The organism is Devosia sp. LC5 (genome assembly GCF_000735585.1).
Taxonomy (GTDB): Bacteria; Pseudomonadota; Alphaproteobacteria; order Rhizobiales; family Devosiaceae; genus Devosia.
Map to the genome: position 1 here is coordinate 116,420 of NZ_JNNO01000044.1, position 16,457 is coordinate 132,876.

Here is a 16,457-nt window from a genome sequence, read left to right on the forward strand (position 1 = left end):
TACCAAGAAGGACAGAAGCCGATATTGCCCTCAGGGACCACAAGATTCGGTTAAGCGCGATCCCGGCCCCACCCTCCGACGCTGCAGGCGGTCATTTCGTGGCCAGTTTAGGGCGGTACCAAGGCATCGGGCAAGGTTTAGGGAAAATTGTTCTCAATTCCGTGGGCGAGCGTGGCCGATGGGCAACGGGTGGCGACACTCTGGGGGAACGGTTGGGAAGTACTCAGATGGGGCAACGGGGGCGGGGATGATCGCACCATGCTTCCCCAACCACCGCTCTCCCTCGGGCTTGACCCGAGGGCCACTCGCCGCTTGCACGAAAAATAGTGGCTAACCCCAACGGCCCTCGGGTCAAGCCCGAGGGAGATGCGGCGGATGTGACGAGAACAAGTAACGAAAAACGAGAACGGGCTACTGTCCCACCTTCGCCGCCTTGGCTTCGTCATACCACCAGATGGTAGGGAAGCCGATGCTGTATTCGGGCAGCGGGTCGGGATGGCTGAAGCGATCCCAACGGGCCACGCGGGCGGTGCGCAGCGTATAGCCGGGGATGACGAAATTGTTGGCCAGCAATACCCGATCGAGCGCCGCCGTTGCGGCCTCGAGGGTCGGGCGATCCTTGGCGTAGATGATCTTGTCGATCAGCGCATCGACGCCCGGATCGGCAATGCCGGCATAGTTTTGCGAGCCTTCTTCATTGGCTGAGGCCGAGCCAAAGAAATAGCGCTGTTCATTGCCGGGCGAAAAGGATTGCGCCCAGGCATAATAGAGCATGTCGTAGTCGAACGAGCGCACCCGGTTGATATATTGCGGACTATCGACCACGCGGATGGTGGCGGCGATGCCGATCCGGGCAAGATTGGTGACCAGGTTAGTGGTCATGGGCTCATGCACCGGGCCGTTGAGCAGGATTTCAAAGCTGAGTTGCTCGCCATTGGCGTCAAGCAGGCGATCGCCCTGGAGCGTATAGCCAGCCTCGGTCAGCAGATCCAACGCCGCGCGCAGATTGGCGCGCAGGGCTTGCGGATTGCCGGCAACCGGATTGACATAGGGCTCGGTAAAGACAGAGGGGGGAACCAGGTCCTTCACGGAATTGAGGATATCGAGTTCCTGACCCTCAGGCCTGCCCTTGGAGGCGAAGGGCAGGCCGAAGAAGAAGCTGTCGATGCGGCTATATTGGTCGAAAAACAGCGTGTGGTTGAGCTCTTCAAAATCATAGGCGAGGTTGATCGCCTTGCGGACGCGGATGTCTTGGAATTTGGGTTTGCGCAGGTTTGGGATGAACCCCCAAAGCAGCCCCGCGCTATTATAGGTTTGAGGGAACAGTTCCTTGACGACGCGGCCCTGCTGCACGGTGGGGAAATCATAGCCGGTGGCCCACCGGCGGGCCGCGATTTCGATCCACCAGTCGAATTGGTCTCCCTTGAAGGCCTCAAACCGGACGGTGTCGTCGCGGAAATATTCGATGCGATACTCGTCGAAATTATTAGTACCCACCTCGGTGGGGTGATCCTTGGCCCAATAATTCTCCACGCGCTTATAGGTGACCGTGCGTCCGGCATCGAAACTGGCCAGTTCGTAAGGCCCGGATCCCATCGGCGGTTCAAGCGTCGAGGCGCCAATGTCGCGTTGGCGGCTCTGGGCGTCCTTGCCCTCCCACCAATGCTGGGGCAGCACCAGTAATTGTCCCAAAATGCTGGGCAATTCACGATTGCCAGTCTGATCGAAGGTGAAGGTTACTTCGCCGGGCGCGGTTTCTTCGGCACCTATGACGTTGTGATAATATTGGGCCTGGTCGGGGCTGAGTTCGATCGCCTTGTTGAATGACCAGACAACGTCCTGAGCAGTGACGGGTTCGCCGTCGTGCCATTTGGCGGCGGGGTTGAGGCGGAAGGTAACCGAGGAGTAATCGGCGGGAAACTTCATGGCTTCGGCCAGCAGCCCGTAGCTAGTGAGTACCTCATCCATCGAGGGTGTCATCAGCGTCTGGTAGACCAGGCCGAGGCCGCTGGCCGGCTCACCCTTGGGCAGCAGGGGATTGAAGGTATCGAACCCGCCAGAAGCGCTCATCCGCACCGTGCCGCCCTTGGGCGCATCGACATTGACATAGTCGAAATGGGTGAAGCCCTCGGGATATTTCGGCTCGCCAATGGCAGAACTTGCATGCAGCCAGGTGTCGGGCTTGTCGGCCTGGGCGAAAGCCGAGAGGGTGGAGACCAGGACGAGGCCGGCGGCAAGGATTGAGGTGAGCTTCATCGGGCGGCTCCAGGCTATTTGCAGATTTGTGTCAAGACTAGGCGGATTGGGCCGGGCGCGACAGGGGGCGCGGCATCAAGATTTTGCGGGCGCAGGGGCAGGCACATCCCGCTCGAACGCCGCAGCCAGCAGGGCCTTGGTATAGGCGTCTTGCGGCCTAGCGAAGATTTCGGCCGCCGGACCCTGTTCCACCACGCGCCCATTGCGCAGCACGATGATGGTATTGGCGAGGGCGCGCACTACTTTGAGGTCGTGGCTGATGAACAGATAAGTCAGCCCGTGCCGTGTCTGCAGATCGCGCAGCAGATCGACCACCTGGGCCTGGATGGAGACGTCGAGCGCCGAGGTCGGCTCGTCCAGCACGACGAATTTCGGATTGAGCACCATGGCGCGGGCAATGGCGATGCGCTGGCGCTGGCCGCCGGAAAATTCATGCGGATAGCGCAGGCCCGCCTCGTTGGGCAGCCCCACCTCGTCCAGCGCTTTGGCCACGCGGGCATCGCGCTCCGCAGCCGAGAGGCGGGGCGCATGCACCTTGAGGCCTTCCCCGATAATGCCGGCGACCGACATGCGCGGGCTGAGCGAGCCGAAGGGGTCCTGAAAGACGATCTGCATATCGGCCCGCAGCGGCCGCATGGCCTTCCACGAGCGCGAGGAAATCTCATTGCCGAGCACGACAATGCGCCCCTCCGAGGAGATGAGGCGCAGGATGGCATTGCCCAGCGTCGATTTGCCCGAGCCGCTTTCGCCGACAATGCCAAGGGTTTCGCCCTGGCGGATGGCGAGGTCGACCCCGTCCACGGCTTTGACATGGCCGACAGTGCGGCGCAGCAGCCCGCGCTTGACGGGAAACCAGACCTTGAGATCATTGGCCTCCACAATATTGGGAGCGTTCGGATCGGCCAGCGGCGGCGTGCCACGCGGCTGGGCGGCCAGCAGATGCCTGGTATAGGCGTGCTGCGGATTGTCGAATACCGAGGCGACCGGCCCGGTTTCGACAATCTCGCCCTTGGTCATGACGCAGACGCGGTCGGCAATGCGGCGGACAATGCCCAGATCGTGGGTGATGAACAGCATGGCCATGCCCAGCCGCTGCTGCAACTCCTTGAGCAGGGTGAGAATCTGCGCCTGCACGGTCACGTCGAGCGCCGTGGTCGGCTCGTCGGCCACCAGCAGGTCCGGCTCATTGGCCAGCGCCATGGCGATCATGACGCGCTGGCGCTGCCCGCCTGAAAGCTGGTGCGGGAACGCCGCGAGCCGGCTTTTCGGATCGGGGATACCCACGGCATCAAGCAATTCCAGCGTGCGGGCGCGGGCGGCATTGGTGCGCAGGCCCCGATGGAGGGCCAGAACCTCCCCGATCTGGCGCTCGATCGTATGCACCGGATTAAGGCTGGTCATCGGCTCCTGAAAGATCATCGAAATGTCGTTGCCGCGCACTGCCCGCAGCTCATTCGGCCTGGCCGTAACTAGGTTTCGGCCCTTGAACAGGATGTCGCCGGAAAGGGTCGCAGTGGGCGGCAACAGCTTGAGCACCGAAAGCGCCGTCACCGACTTGCCTGAACCGCTCTCGCCCACCAAAGCCACGGTTTCGCCCGGCGCGATATCAAGGCTGACATTGCGCGCGGCGGGAGTGGCGCCGAAGGCCACGCTCAGATTGCGGATGGAGAGGAGGGGGGCGGTCATGCCAGCGTCTTTCGCGGATCGAAGGCGTCGCGCACCGCTTCGCCGATGAAGACCAGCAGCGTCATCATGATGGCGATGGTGAAAAAGCCGGTAAGGCCGAGCCAGGGGGCTTGGAGGTTATCCTTGCCCTGGGCCAGCAATTCGCCCAGCGAGGGGGAGCCGGGGGGCAGGCCGAAGCCGAGGAAATCGAGCGAGGTGAGGGTGGCAACCGACCCCGAGAGGATGAAGGGCATGAAGGTGAGCGTCGCCACCATGGCGTTGGGCAGCAGATGCCGCCAGATGATGGTGAGGTTGGAGACGCCCAGCGCGCGGGCGGCGGCGACATATTCAAAATTGCGGGCGCGCAGGAATTCGGCGCGGACAATGCCGACCAAAGCGACCCAGGAAAACAGCAGCAATATGCCCAGCAGCACCCAGAAGCTGGGGGTGATGACGCTCGAAATGATCAGCAGCAGATAGAGCGCGGGAATGGCCGTCCAGATTTCGATGAAGCGCTGGAACAACAGGTCGGTCCAGCCGCCGAAATAGCCCTGCACCGCGCCGGCAGCGACGCCGATGAGTGAGGAGGCGATGGTCAGCGCCAGCCCGAACAGGATCGAGATGCGGAAGCCATAGATGAGCCGCGCCAGCACATCGCGCCCGCGATCGTCGGTACCCAGCCAATGCAGATTGCCCCAATGGCAATTGGGGTCGGCGGCCAGGGCGGGATAGCCCGCGCAGTTTTCCGCCTGGCTCATGGTCCAGGCCGGGGCGACGGCGCCGGAATAGGGCAGGAAGCCATCGACGGTCTGGTAGTTGAAGCGGATCGGCGGCCAGATCGCCCAGCCATTGGCGGCGATTTCCTCGGCGATGAAATCGTCGCGATAATTGGTGACAGCGAGGAAGCCGCCGAATTTGGGCTCGGGATAGTCGACCAGCGCCGGCACCAGCAATTCGCCCCTGTAGGAGACCAGGATCGGCCGGTCATTGGCGATGAACTCGGCGCCAAGCGTCACGACAAACAGCACGAGGAAAATCCACAGCGACCAGAAGCCGCGGTGATTGGCGCGGAAATTGACCAGCCGCCGGCGATTGATCGGCGAGAGCCGGGCGCGCATGGGAGCAGCCGCGATCTCGCTCATAGCTCGCGGCTTTCGAAATCGATGCGCGGATCGACCCACATATAGGCGAGGTCCGAAATCAGCGCGATGACCAGGCCAAGCAGGGAGAAGATGTAGAGCGTGGCAAACACCACCGGATAGTCGCGATTGGCGACCGAGGTGAAGCCGAGCAGGCCCAGCCCATCGAGCGAGAAAATGGTTTCGATCAGCAGCGAGCCGCCGAAAAACGCCCCGACAAAGGCGCCGGGGAAGCTGGCGATGATCAGCATCATGGCGTTGCGGAAGACGTGGCGATAGAGCACCTGGCCTTCGGTGAGCCCCTTGGCGCGGGCGGTGGTGACATATTGCTTGCCGATCTCGTCGAGAAACGAGTTCTTGGTCAAAAGCGTCGTGGTGGCGAAGGCGCCGAGCGCCATGGCGGTGATGGGCAGCACCAGATGCCAGAGATAATCCAGCACCTGCCGCCACAGCGGAAAGCTGTCAAAGCCGGGCGAGGTCAGCCCCCGCAGCGGGAAGAATGACCAGAAACTGCCGCCGGCAAACAGCACGACGAGCGCGATGGCGACGAGGAAGCCCGGGACCGCATAGCCCACGATGATCACTGTGGAGGTCCACACGTCAAAGCGTGACCCATCGGAAACGGCCTTGCGGATGCCCAGCGGAATGGAGATGCCATAGGAAATCAGCGTCATCCAGAGCCCGAGCGAGATGGAAACCGGCATCTTTTCCTTGATCAGGTCGATGACCGAGATGTCGCGATAATAGCTCTCGCCGAAATCGAAGCGCAGATAATTCCATAGCATCATGCCGAAGCGTTCGAGCGGCGGCTTGTCGAAGCCGAACTGCTTTTCGATACGCTCGACCAATTCGGGCGAGAGCCCCCGCGAGCCGCGATAGGTCGTTCCCTGGCCCTGCTGGGGCGGAGGCGCTGCCATGTCGCCGCCCCCGCCGGTGACGCGTTCGGTGAGCGAGGCGTTCTGCCCCGAAATATTGGCAAGCGCCTGTTCGACCGGGCCGCCGGGGGCAAACTGGGTGATGAGAAAGGAAACCGCCATGATGCCGAACACGGTCGGGATCATCAGCAACAGGCGGCGGAGTATATAGGCGCCCATTCGGTCTCCGGGATATCCGGGCAGGTCTGCCCGGAGCCTTGCTCATGCAAAACTAGATGCTGGTAGGCCCCTTCGGGCAAATCACCAAGCGGTGAAGCGGCTTGGCGGCTAATGCAACATTTTGGCGACGGCTTGGCAAGCGCGCCCGGGCTTGCCAAGCGCGTGCTTTGCCCATCAGATCAGCCCAACCAGATCGGGGAGCCTCATGGCGTTTCAGACTATCGTGGAAATCGAAGATCCCTCGCAGGCCCGCGTGCTTGTGGTGGCGCTCAAGGCGCATGGCTTTCATCCGCTCGAAGGCGGGGAGGGCGGATTGCCGGGCGTGCGTGGGCTGTTCGGCCCCAAGGGCGTGCCGGTGCAGGTGCCCGATGAGGAGGCCGAGGATGCAAAAGTTTTGGCGCTCGATCTGTTGAAGCAAATGCAATCGGATGCGGATTAGTGCCAAGTCCTTGCGAGGACGGTGGATTTGTCGGAAAACAGGTGGCGCGCTTTGTCGCGGCGCTCTAAATCGGCCACATTGATGCGGACTGGTCCGAATACGGGCGGGCTGTTGAACACAATTGCTGGTTTGGGTATAAGCCAGCCAAGCTGTTAACCTTTATTAAGCCCTTGGGCAGGAGCGAACCGATGATGGTTTGGAAGCGTGGATCGTTCACCGCCGCGGGAGTCGCGGCAATGGCGCTGCTGGTCGCGGGCTGCACTACTGGCGGCTCCAATACAGCCAATCTCAATACGATCGGCGCGCCCCAGCAATTGCAGCCGGTGCAGAATTCGACGGTGTCCCAGGGCACGCTGCCCGCCATCGGCGCGACCGGTACCCCGGCGCCGGGCCTGTCCGGCCAGCCCGTACTGGGCGGCGTTCCCGCACAAACCGCTTCGGCCACACCGGGGCTGGGCATGCCGGGCATGACAGCACCTGCCGCGCCGGGCGGCTCGATCGTTTCGCTCGATCCACTGGCCCAGCCCGGCGCCAGCGGCATGAGTGCGGGCCCCGAGGGCGCCTGGACCGTGGTGGCCGGCTCGACCCAGTGTCAGCTCAATCTGCCGCTCACCGCCAAGACCGGCACCAATTACTATCGCGCCTCGGCTCCCGGTTGCAGCCTGCCCGCTTTGGCCTCGGTCGGCGGCTGGCAGCAGGTGGGCAGCCAGCTCCAGCTTTACGATGAGAACGGCAATATCGCCGCCTTCCTCGCCCCCAATGGCGGCCGCTATATCGGGACCATGGGCGGCGGTCAGCCCATCGCCCTCCAGCGCTGATTCTTTGGGTGATGCCGGTCTGCAAGCGGTGTTTCTCTGCGCTTCCGGCGCTCACGTACTGAGGTACGTTCCGCTCCGGTTCTCGAGAAACACCCCTTTCGACTCGGCCTGACCCAAATATGCCCAAACCCATAGCGTCGAATTTGCCCAAAGCCCGCAAGATTTCAGCTCTCCAAGGCCCCGTCAGTGCTGCCTATGCAGATCTGACGGGGCGGGGGGCGTTGAGCGCTGATCCAGCGCAGCTGGAGGCCGCGGCGCTGCTCGACGGGGTGGCGGCGGGGCTCATGGCGGAAAAGCCCAAGCGGCTATTGGGACGGCTGTTCGACAAGCCGGAGCCGGTCAAGGGGCTCTATCTTTATGGCGAGGTGGGCCGGGGCAAGACCATGCTGATGGATCTGTTCTTTGCCGCCGTGCCGATCAAGCAGAAGCGGCGGGTGCATTTCCATGAATTCATGGATGAGATCCATGCCGGGATCGCTGCCTTCCGCAAGTCGCCGAAAAGCAAAAGCGATGATGCCGATCCGGTCGAAGCGGTGGTCAAGCCGATCGTCAAATCCGGGCTGCGGCTGCTGTGCCTCGATGAATTCCACGTGCATGACATTACCAATGCCATGCTGCTCTACCGCCTGTTCGATAAGCTCTTTGCCAATGGCGTGACGCTGGTGGCCACCTCTAACGTGGCCCCCGACGAGCTTTACAAGGACGGCCTCAACCGGCAGCTGTTTTTGCCCTTTATCGACTTGCTCAAGCGGCAGGTCACAGTAGCGGCTTTGCCGGCAGCGCGTGATTACCGGCGGCTCAAATTCGCCGGCCAGCATGTCTATGCCTTCGGCACGGGGCCACAGGCAAAGGCGGCGATGGACCAGCTCTGGCTGCGTATCACCGGTGGCGTCGTGGGCGAGCCGGGCATAGTAGAAAGTATCGGGCGGGAAATCCCCGTGCCGCTCACGGCCATGGGCGCGGCGCGGTTCGGCTTTGCCGACCTCTGCGAAAAGCCGCTGGGCTCGCGCGATTTCGTGCGCATTGCCCATCACTTCGATTCCATCATCATCGATGACGTGCCGCAGATGGACCGCACCAAATCCAGCGCCGCCAAGCGCTTTATCCTGTTGATCGACAATCTCTACGACCGCGGCGTCAAGCTGGGCGCCAGCTTCGCCGTGCCGCTCGAGCAATTGGGCAAGGACGACAAGACTGCGTTCGAGTTCCAGCGCACAATATCGCGGCTCGATGAGATGCAGTCGGAAGAGTATTTAGGCAAGGCACTGCGGGGCGTGGAGCCGGCCAGCGCGGGGTGATCGCGCTTCCCACGATGTTATCCCCCACCGGTTCTCCCTCGGGCCTGACCCGAGGGCCTCCCTCAACCCGGCACAAGCGACGAGTGGCCCTCGGGTCAAGCCCGAGGGAGAGCCGTGGCTGACACGCATCCCTCACACCAAATCCTTCCTTGCCCATCCGGCACGACCCCATCACCCATGAGCAAGGCTGAAATCGGGGTTTAGACGAAGGGTTCACTTGCCCCCCACAGCCCAGGGGGTTAAGAGGTGCGCCAATTCAACGCAGTCTGGGATGAGGACTAATGGCGCGCAAGAAAATCGCTCTTATCGGCTCGGGTCAGATCGGTGGTACGCTGGCTTTGCTGGCGGCGCAGAAGGAGCTGGGGGACGTTGTGCTGTTCGACGTGGTCGACGGCGTCGGCCCCGGCAAGGCGCTCGATATCGCCCAGTCTGCGCCCGCACAGGGCTTTGACGTCAAGCTGGCCGGTACCAGCGAATACAAGGACATTGCCGGCGCCGATGTGGTGATCGTCACGGCCGGCGTGCCGCGCAAGCCCGGCATGAGCCGCGACGACCTGCTCGAAATCAACCTCAAGGTGATGGAACAGGTGGGCGCAGGCATTGCCAAATATGCCAAGGACGCTTTCGTCATCTGCATTACCAACCCGCTCGATGCGATGGTATGGGCGCTGCAGAAGTTCTCGGGCCTACCCACCAATAAGGTGATCGGCATGGCCGGCGTGCTGGATAGCTCGCGCTTCGTGCACTTCATCGCCGAAGAGCTCAATGTGTCGGTCGAGGACGTCAATGCCTTCGTACTGGGCGGCCATGGCGATACCATGGTGCCGCTGGCCCGCTATTCCACCGTTGCCGGCATTCCGCTCACCGACATCGTCAAGATGGGCTGGATGAGCAAGGAAAAGCTCGAGAGCATCACCCAGCGCACCCGCGACGGCGGCGCCGAGATCGTCGGCCTGCTCAAGACCGGTTCGGCCTTCTATGCCCCCGCGGCATCAGCCATTGCCATGGCCGAGAGCTATCTCAAGGACAAGAAGCGCGTGCTGCCCTCCGCCGCCTACCTCAATGGCGAATATGGCATCAAGGGCACTTATGTCGGCGTGCCGGTGGTGATCGGTGCCGGTGGCGCTGAAAAGGTCATCGAAATTTCACTGAACTCTGCTGAACAGAAGGCCTTCACCAAATCGGTTGGTGCGGTGGAAGGTCTGATCGAAGCATGCAAGAAGATCGCGCCGAAGCTCGCCTGAACCTGTTAGTAGACCTCATCCTGAGCCTGTCGAAGGACGAGGTCGTGGCAATATAGTGGTACGGCCTCGTGGTTCGACAAGCTCACCATGAGGTCTACTGTTACTTCGGCCCGGGCCGAACACCCATCCAAGGGGAACACGAATGAACATCCATGAACACCAGGCCAAAGAGCTGCTGAAGTCCTACGGCGCGCCGGTCGCTGCGGGCGTGGCGATCTTTTCGGCTGACGAAGCCGAGGCCGCTGCCAAGTCGCTGCCGGGTCCGCTCTATGTGGTCAAGAGCCAGATCCATGCCGGCGGGCGCGGCAAGGGCAAGTTCAAGGAACTGGGCCCCGATGCCAAGGGCGGCGTGCGCCTCGCCAAGACCATCGACGATGTCGTGGCCTTCTCCAGGGAAATGCTGGGCAATACGCTCGTGACCAAGCAGACCGGGGAAGCCGGCAAGCAGGTCAATCGCCTCTATATCGAGGATGGCGCCGACATTGCCCGCGAGCTTTACACGTCGTTGCTGGTCGATCGCACCACCGGCCGTGTTTCCTTCGTGATCTCCACCGAAGGCGGCATGGATATCGAAGCGGTGGCCCATGACACGCCCGAAAAGATCATCGCGGTCGATATCGACCCGATGACCGGCGTGACCGAAGCCAACATTGCCGAGATCGTTGCCGCGCTCAAGCTCGATAGCGATGCCAAGGCGGATGCCGCCAAGCTGTTCCCGATCCTCTACAAGGCCTTTGTCGATACCGACATGAGCCTGCTTGAAGTCAACCCGCTGATCGTGATGACCGATGGCCATCTGCGCGTGCTCGACGCCAAGGTGAGCTTCGACAACAATGCCGCCTTCCGCCATGAAGAGCTCAAGGCGCTGCGCGACCTTTCCGAAGAAGACGCCAAGGAAATCGAAGCGTCCAAGTTCGACCTCGCCTATGTGGCGCTCGATGGCAATATCGGCTGCATGGTCAATGGCGCAGGTCTTGCCATGTCGACGATGGACATCATCAAGCTCTACGGCGCCGAGCCGGCCAATTTCCTCGACGTTGGTGGCGGCGCGTCCAAGGAGAAGGTGACGGCGGCTTTCAAGATCATCACGGCCGATCCGGCGGTGAAGGGCATTCTGGTCAACATCTTCGGCGGCATCATGCGCTGCGACGTGATCGCCGAAGGCGTGATCGCTGCGGTCAAGGAAGTGGGCCTCGAAGTCCCGCTGGTGGTGCGTCTCGAAGGCACCAATGTCAAAGAGGGCAAGGCGATCCTCGATCAATCCGGCCTCAACGTGATTTCGGCCGACGATCTTGACGATGCCGCCCAGAAGATCGTCAAGGCGGTGCAGGGCTAGCGCCATGCGCGCCGGTCCCGCCCTTTTGCTCCTCTTGGCCTGCGCGACGCCCGCCGTCGCCCAGGGCAAGACCAAGGTGCCCCAATCGGTGCAGGTCCTCGACGTCTGCGAGGCCTTCGCCAAGGGGGATGTACTGGCGCGGGAAAATGCGGAAGAGCAGGGCTGGGCCATTTACGACGAAGACGGGGAAAGCCCCTATGTCCGCTTCTATTCGGGCAGCAAGGATATTCCCGGCATTGGCTATGCCGAGATGACCGTGCTGATCGAAGACTATCCGGGCAAGCTGTTCGGCTATTGCCGGGTGGATGTCACCGAGCCGGCTGGCGATGCGGTGGCCGAGATCGAGCCCATCGATGCGCTCGAGCGCTATGAGGGCAAGACGGACAAGACGGACGCGGGCATGTTCGGCAGTTTTACCGGCGCGGACGATCCGGACACCCTGCTGCTGGCCCATCACAGCGAAACCAGTTTTGTGATCCAGCTGACGGTGATCAAGCCGCAGGCCGAGGCACAATGACCGTTCCCCGCAAGATCAATCTCGTCCAGGCCGCTACCGACACGATCAAGGCCGTGTGGCAGCCTCATATTGCCGGCGATATCAATGATAGCCAGGTCAAGATCGCCAAGTTTGGCGAGGTGTTTGACTGGCATGCCCATGCCAATGAGGACGAAGGCTTTCTCGTGCTGCAGGGCCGCATCGCCATCGATTTCCGCGACGGGGTAGTGGAATTGGGCGAGGGAGAATTCCTCGTCGTGCCCAAATCTGTCGAGCACCGTCCGCGGGCGCTGACCCATGAGCCGATCGTGCTTATGGTCGAGCCATCCACCACCATCAACACCGGCACTGCGACGTCCAGCACGCGCACTGTCACCGAACTCAACCGACTATAGGAAAATCCATGTCCATCCTGGTCAATAAAGATACCAAGGTTCTCGTACAGGGCCTGACCGGCAAGACCGGTACGTTCCACACCGAGCAGGCTTTGGCCTATTACGGCACCAAGATGGTGGGTGGGGTGAACCCCAAAAAGGCCGGCGAAATCTGGACCTCTGGCGTTGATGCCTCGGCCAGCCTGCCGGTTTTCGCTACCGTTGCCGAAGGCAAGGAACGCACCGGCGCCAATGCCTCGGTGATCTATGTGCCGCCGGCCGGCGCTGCCGCTGCCATCGAAGAAGCCATCGATGCGGAAATCCCGCTGATCGTGTGCATCACCGAAGGCGTGCCGGTGCTCGACATGGTGCGGGTCAAGGCCAAGCTTGACAAGTCCAAGTCGCGCCTGATCGGGCCGAACTGCCCGGGCGTGCTGACGCCCGAAGAATGCAAGATCGGCATCATGCCGGGTTCGATCTTCTCCAAGGGCAGCGTGGGCATTGTTTCCCGCTCGGGCACGCTTACCTATGAAGCAGTGTTCCAGACCACCAATGAAGGCCTTGGCCAGACCACTGCCGTCGGCATCGGCGGCGATCCGGTCAAGGGCACTGAGTTCATCGACATGCTCGAAATGTTCCTGGCCGACGAAGCCACCAAGTCGATCATCATGATCGGCGAAATCGGCGGTTCGGCCGAGGAAGACGCCGCCCAGTTCCTGATCGACGAAGCCAAGCGCGGCCGCAAGAAGCCGATGGCCGGCTTCATCGCGGGCCTGACGGCACCGGCCGGTCGCACCATGGGCCATGCTGGCGCCGTAATTTCAGGTGGTAAGGGCGGCGCCGAAGACAAGATCGCTGCGATGGAAGCCGCCGGCATCCGCGTATCGAAGTCGCCGGCCCGGATCGGCCGGACTTTGGCTGAAGTGCTGAAGGGCTGAGATCGGAATGCCCCCTCCTAGCCTCCCCCTGATAAGGGGAGGAACGGGCCGGTGGGTGTGCTGCGATCTGGGGAAGCCAGAATGGTATCCCTCCCCCTAATAGGGGGGGAGGTTAGGAGGGGGTATCCCCTCGAATGCGACCAATGTCGGTCGCGCTTCGGACACAGAACGGTGTTACGCCAGCTGTGCCCGAAACGGGTATAGACGAATTGAGCCGCGGCCCTGCTCAGGGGCCGTTACACTTAACAGGATACTAAGGATAAGCGGTCAGTATCCGACAAGACATTGAGGACCGCGTGAGCCGGCTTGCCGGTTCGTTGAGAAGGATGGCGGGGCGTGGGCCTCGCATAAAAAGCGATGACACGACAGGAAAAGAACGACACGTTCTTGCTGACCTCGTTCCTCTATGGGGGGAACGCCGACTACATCGAACAACTCTATTCTCGCTTCAAGAGCGACCCCGACAGCGTCGATGAGACCTGGAAGAGCTTTTTCGGGCGGCTCGATGATAATGACAGCGACGCGCACAAGAGCGCCGATGGTCCGAGCTGGGGCCGCAAGGACTGGCCGCAGAGCGCCAATGGCGAACTGGTCAGCGCGCTGGACGGCAATTGGGGCGAAGTCGCCATCAAGACCGAAAAGGCCATCGCCAAGAAGGCCGAGGCCATGGGCGTGGCCAAGGCCAGCGTCGCCGATGTGCTGCAGGCCACCCGCGATTCCATTCGCGCCATCATGATGATCCGCGCCTATCGCATGCGCGGGCATCTGCATGCCGATCTCGACCCGCTCAAGATGAAGGAAGACGAGCCGGCGCCCGAGCTCGATCCCAAGAGCTACGGCTTCACCGAAGCCGATTATGGCCGCAAGATCTTCATCGACAATTATCTGGGCCTTGAATACGCCACCATCCCCGAAATGCTGACGATCCTGGAGCGCACCTATTGCGGCACGCTCGGTATCGAATTCATGCATATCTCCGATCCTGAAGCCAAGCAGTGGATTCAGGAACGGATCGAAGGGCCGGACAAGGAAATCACCTTCACGCCCGAGGGCAAGAAGGCCATCCTCAACAAGCTGATCGAGTCCGAAGGCTTCGAGAAGTTCATCGACGTCAAATATACCGGCACCAAGCGCTTTGGCCTTGACGGCTCGGAAGCGACGATCCCGGCGCTTGAGCAGATCATCAAGCGCGGCGGCGCGCTGGGCATCAAGGATATCGTCTTGGGCATGGCCCATCGCGGGCGCCTCAACGTGCTGACGCAGGTGCTGCAAAAGCCCCATCGCGCGCTGTTCCACGAGTTCAAGGGTGGTGCATTCTACCCCGACGACGTGGAAGGCTCGGGGGACGTGAAGTACCATTTGGGTGCTTCGTCCGACCGCGAGTTTGATGGCAACAAGGTTCACCTGTCGCTGACCGCCAACCCATCCCACCTCGAGATCGTGGATCCGGTGGTGCTGGGCAAGGCGCGCGCCAAGCAGGACCAGCACATCGCTCCCGATGGCAAGCTGGTCAATATCGCGACGGACGGTAAGCCGGATCGCTCGATGGTGCTGCCGCTGCTGATCCATGGCGATGCGGCCTTTGCCGGCCAGGGCGTGGTTGCCGAATGCCTGGGGCTTTCGGGGCTCAAGGGGCACCGTACGGGCGGTTCGATCCATTTCGTCATCAACAACCAGATCGGGTTCACGACGGCGCCGATGTATTCGCGCTCCTCGCCCTATCCGACCGATGTGGCCAAGATGATCGAGGCGCCGGTGCTGCATGTGAACGGGGATGACCCGGAAGCTGTGGTGTTCGCGGCCAAGATCGCTGTCGAATACCGGCAGAAGTTCGCCAAGCCGGTCGTCATCGACATGTTCTGCTATCGCCGCTTCGGCCATAACGAAGGCGACGAGCCCAGCTTCACCCAGCCGCTGATGTATTCCAAGATCCGCGCGCACAAGTCGACGCTGGATCTCTATGCGGCCAAGCTGGTGGGCGAAGGCCTGCTGACCGAGGCTGACATCGACAAGCTCAAGGCCGATTGGCGCGCCAAGCTGGACGCCGAATACGAGGCCGGTCAGGATTATCGTCCGAACAAGGCCGATTGGCTCGATGGCGTGTGGAAGGATTTCCGCCCCGCCGACCAGGAAGGCCCGCGCCGTGGCGATACGGGCGTCGATATCGACCGGCTGGTCAAGATCGGCACCGCGCTGACCCGTGTGCCCGAGGGCTTCAATGTGCACCGCACGGTCAAGAAGTTCATGGACAACCGGCTCGCCGCCATTGAATCGGGCGAAGGCATCGACTGGGCAACGGCCGAAGCGCTGGCGCTTGGCACGCTGGTCACCGAGGGGCACCCGGTGCGTCTTTCAGGGCAGGACGTCGAGCGCGGCACGTTCAGCCAGCGGCATTCGGTGCTGAACGACCAGCAGGTCGACAACAAGACCTATACTCCGCTCAACAACCTCTCCGAGGACCAGAGCCGCTACGAGGTCATCAATTCGATGCTCTCGGAAGAAGCGGTGCTGGGCTTCGAATACGGCTACTCGCTGGCCGAGCCCAAGGCGCTGACCATCTGGGAAGCCCAGTTTGGTGATTTCGTCAACGGCGCCCAGGTGGTGATCGACCAGTTCATCTCCTCGGGTGAGCGCAAGTGGTTCCGCATGTCGGGCCTCGTGATGCTGTTGCCGCATGGCTATGAAGGACAGGGGCCGGAGCATTCCTCCGCCCGTCCCGAGCGCTTCCTGCAGCTGTGCGCGGAAGACAATATGCAGGTCGCCAATTGCACGACGCCGGCGAACTATTTCCACGCCCTGCGCCGCCAGGTGACCCGCGATTTCCGCAAGCCGCTGATCCTGATGACGCCCAAGAGCCTGCTGCGCCACAAGCGCGCCACTTCGGGCCTGGTCGAAATGGGCCCGGATTCCTGCTTCCATCGCCTGCTCTGGGACGATGCTGAAGCCCCTGGCGCCCCCAAGACCTCGATCAAGCTCAAGAGCGACGAGCAGATCCGCCGCGTCGTGCTGTGCACGGGCAAGGTCTATTATGACCTGTTGGAAGATCGCGAGAAGAAGGGCATCGACGATGTCTATCTGCTGCGTATCGAACAGCTCTATCCGTTCCCGGCCAAGGCGCTGCTGGACGAATTGAGCCGCTTCCAGAATGCCGAGATCATCTGGTGCCAGGAAGAGCCCAAGAATATGGGGGCCTGGGCCTTTATCCAGCCCTATGTGGAATGGGTGTTCGACCAGATGGGCCGCACCGGCCAGCGTGTGCGCTATACCGGCCGGCCGGCTTCCGCCTCCACTGCTACGGGTCTGATGCGGACCCATCTTGCCCAATTGCAGGCCTTCCTCGACGAAGCCCTTGGTAATTAA

13 protein-coding genes are annotated in these 16,457 nt (G+C 61.9%); 9 read left to right on the forward strand and 4 right to left on the reverse strand.

The window, feature by feature from the left end; genetic code table 11:
* Positions 1-411: 411 nt before the first annotated feature.
* The 4 genes from FF80_RS17865 to FF80_RS17880 all read right to left on the reverse strand — a co-directional run bounded on the left by FF80_RS17865 (position 412) and on the right by FF80_RS17880 (position 6,154).
* Positions 412-2,256 carry an extracellular solute-binding protein gene (locus FF80_RS17865; protein ID WP_035102886.1) on the reverse strand — a complete coding sequence of 615 codons (1,845 nt, stop codon included), beginning with the start codon at positions 2,254-2,256 and terminating at the stop codon, positions 412-414.
* Positions 2,257-2,331: 75 nt separating this feature from the next.
* Positions 2,332-3,942 carry an ABC transporter ATP-binding protein gene (locus tag FF80_RS17870; protein WP_035102887.1) on the reverse strand — a complete coding sequence of 537 codons (1,611 nt, stop codon included), beginning with the start codon at positions 3,940-3,942 and terminating at the stop codon, positions 2,332-2,334.
* Entirely contained in the window at positions 3,939-5,063 is a 1,125-nt protein-coding gene (locus FF80_RS17875; protein WP_052153728.1) for an ABC transporter permease, read from the reverse strand. Before FF80_RS17875 ends, FF80_RS17870 begins: the two co-directional genes overlap by 4 nt.
* Complete coding sequence (locus FF80_RS17880) at positions 5,060-6,154, reverse strand: microcin C ABC transporter permease YejB (RefSeq protein ID WP_035102888.1); 1,095 nt, start codon at positions 6,152-6,154, stop codon at positions 5,060-5,062. Before FF80_RS17880 ends, FF80_RS17875 begins: the two co-directional genes overlap by 4 nt.
* A 205-nt stretch (positions 6,155-6,359) precedes the next feature.
* Between FF80_RS17880 and FF80_RS17885 the strand changes: the two genes are divergently transcribed.
* The 9 genes from FF80_RS17885 (at position 6,360) to FF80_RS17925 (ending at position 16,457) form a co-directional block, all read left to right on the forward strand.
* A complete protein-coding gene (locus tag FF80_RS17885) occupies positions 6,360-6,593 on the forward strand; it encodes a hypothetical protein (protein ID WP_035102889.1) in 234 nt (77 codons plus the stop codon).
* A 188-nt stretch (positions 6,594-6,781) separates the two neighbouring features.
* The gene (locus FF80_RS21165) at positions 6,782-7,411 is read left to right on the forward strand and encodes an AprI/Inh family metalloprotease inhibitor (protein WP_052153729.1); all 630 of its coding nucleotides are present in this window, start codon (positions 6,782-6,784) and stop codon (positions 7,409-7,411) included.
* A 143-nt stretch (positions 7,412-7,554) separates the two neighbouring features.
* Positions 7,555-8,709 carry a cell division protein ZapE gene (zapE, locus tag FF80_RS17895; RefSeq protein ID WP_280113914.1) on the forward strand — a complete coding sequence of 385 codons (1,155 nt, stop codon included), beginning with the start codon at positions 7,555-7,557 and terminating at the stop codon, positions 8,707-8,709.
* 281 nt (positions 8,710-8,990) lie between these two features.
* A complete protein-coding gene (gene mdh, locus FF80_RS17900; protein ID WP_035102890.1) occupies positions 8,991-9,953 on the forward strand; it encodes a malate dehydrogenase in 963 nt (320 codons plus the stop codon).
* Positions 9,954-10,095: 142 nt separating this feature from the next.
* Positions 10,096-11,289, forward strand: a complete 1,194-nt coding sequence (sucC, locus tag FF80_RS17905) for an ADP-forming succinate--CoA ligase subunit beta (protein WP_035102891.1) — start codon at positions 10,096-10,098, stop codon at positions 11,287-11,289.
* Positions 11,290-11,293: 4 nt separating this feature from the next.
* Positions 11,294-11,806 carry a hypothetical protein gene (locus tag FF80_RS17910; protein ID WP_035102892.1) on the forward strand — a complete coding sequence of 171 codons (513 nt, stop codon included), beginning with the start codon at positions 11,294-11,296 and terminating at the stop codon, positions 11,804-11,806.
* Positions 11,803-12,180, forward strand: a complete 378-nt coding sequence (locus FF80_RS17915) for a cupin domain-containing protein (RefSeq protein ID WP_035102893.1) — start codon at positions 11,803-11,805, stop codon at positions 12,178-12,180. Before FF80_RS17910 ends, FF80_RS17915 begins: the two co-directional genes overlap by 4 nt.
* Positions 12,181-12,188: 8 nt before the next feature.
* Positions 12,189-13,097: a succinate--CoA ligase subunit alpha gene (sucD, locus tag FF80_RS17920; protein ID WP_035102894.1), complete on the forward strand. Its 909-nt coding sequence runs from the start codon at positions 12,189-12,191 to the stop codon at positions 13,095-13,097.
* Positions 13,098-13,454: 357 nt separating this feature from the next.
* Positions 13,455-16,457: a 2-oxoglutarate dehydrogenase E1 component gene (locus tag FF80_RS17925; RefSeq protein ID WP_035102895.1), complete on the forward strand. Its 3,003-nt coding sequence runs from the start codon at positions 13,455-13,457 to the stop codon at positions 16,455-16,457.

Bases quoted from the DNA above. Each gene is read 5' to 3' on its own strand.
- FF80_RS17915 (WP_035102893.1), top strand. From the start codon at position 11,803: ATGACCGTTCCCCGCAAGATCAATCTCGTCCAGGCCGCTACCGACACG.
- FF80_RS17910 (WP_035102892.1), top strand. From the start codon at position 11,294: ATGCGCGCCGGTCCCGCCCTTTTGCTCCTCTTGGCCTGCGCGACGCCC.
- sucC (WP_035102891.1), top strand. From the start codon at position 10,096: ATGAACATCCATGAACACCAGGCCAAAGAGCTGCTGAAGTCCTACGGC.
- FF80_RS17870 (WP_035102887.1), bottom strand. From the start codon at position 3,942: ATGACCGCCCCCCTCCTCTCCATCCGCAATCTGAGCGTGGCCTTCGGC.
- FF80_RS17925 (WP_035102895.1), top strand. From the start codon at position 13,455: ATGACACGACAGGAAAAGAACGACACGTTCTTGCTGACCTCGTTCCTC.
- mdh (WP_035102890.1), top strand. From the start codon at position 8,991: ATGGCGCGCAAGAAAATCGCTCTTATCGGCTCGGGTCAGATCGGTGGT.
- sucD (WP_035102894.1), top strand. From the start codon at position 12,189: ATGTCCATCCTGGTCAATAAAGATACCAAGGTTCTCGTACAGGGCCTG.
- FF80_RS17880 (WP_035102888.1), bottom strand. From the start codon at position 6,154: ATGGGCGCCTATATACTCCGCCGCCTGTTGCTGATGATCCCGACCGTG.
- FF80_RS17875 (WP_052153728.1), bottom strand. From the start codon at position 5,063: ATGAGCGAGATCGCGGCTGCTCCCATGCGCGCCCGGCTCTCGCCGATC.
- FF80_RS17885 (WP_035102889.1), top strand. From the start codon at position 6,360: ATGGCGTTTCAGACTATCGTGGAAATCGAAGATCCCTCGCAGGCCCGC.
- FF80_RS17865 (WP_035102886.1), bottom strand. From the start codon at position 2,256: ATGAAGCTCACCTCAATCCTTGCCGCCGGCCTCGTCCTGGTCTCCACC.
- FF80_RS21165 (WP_052153729.1), top strand. From the start codon at position 6,782: ATGATGGTTTGGAAGCGTGGATCGTTCACCGCCGCGGGAGTCGCGGCA.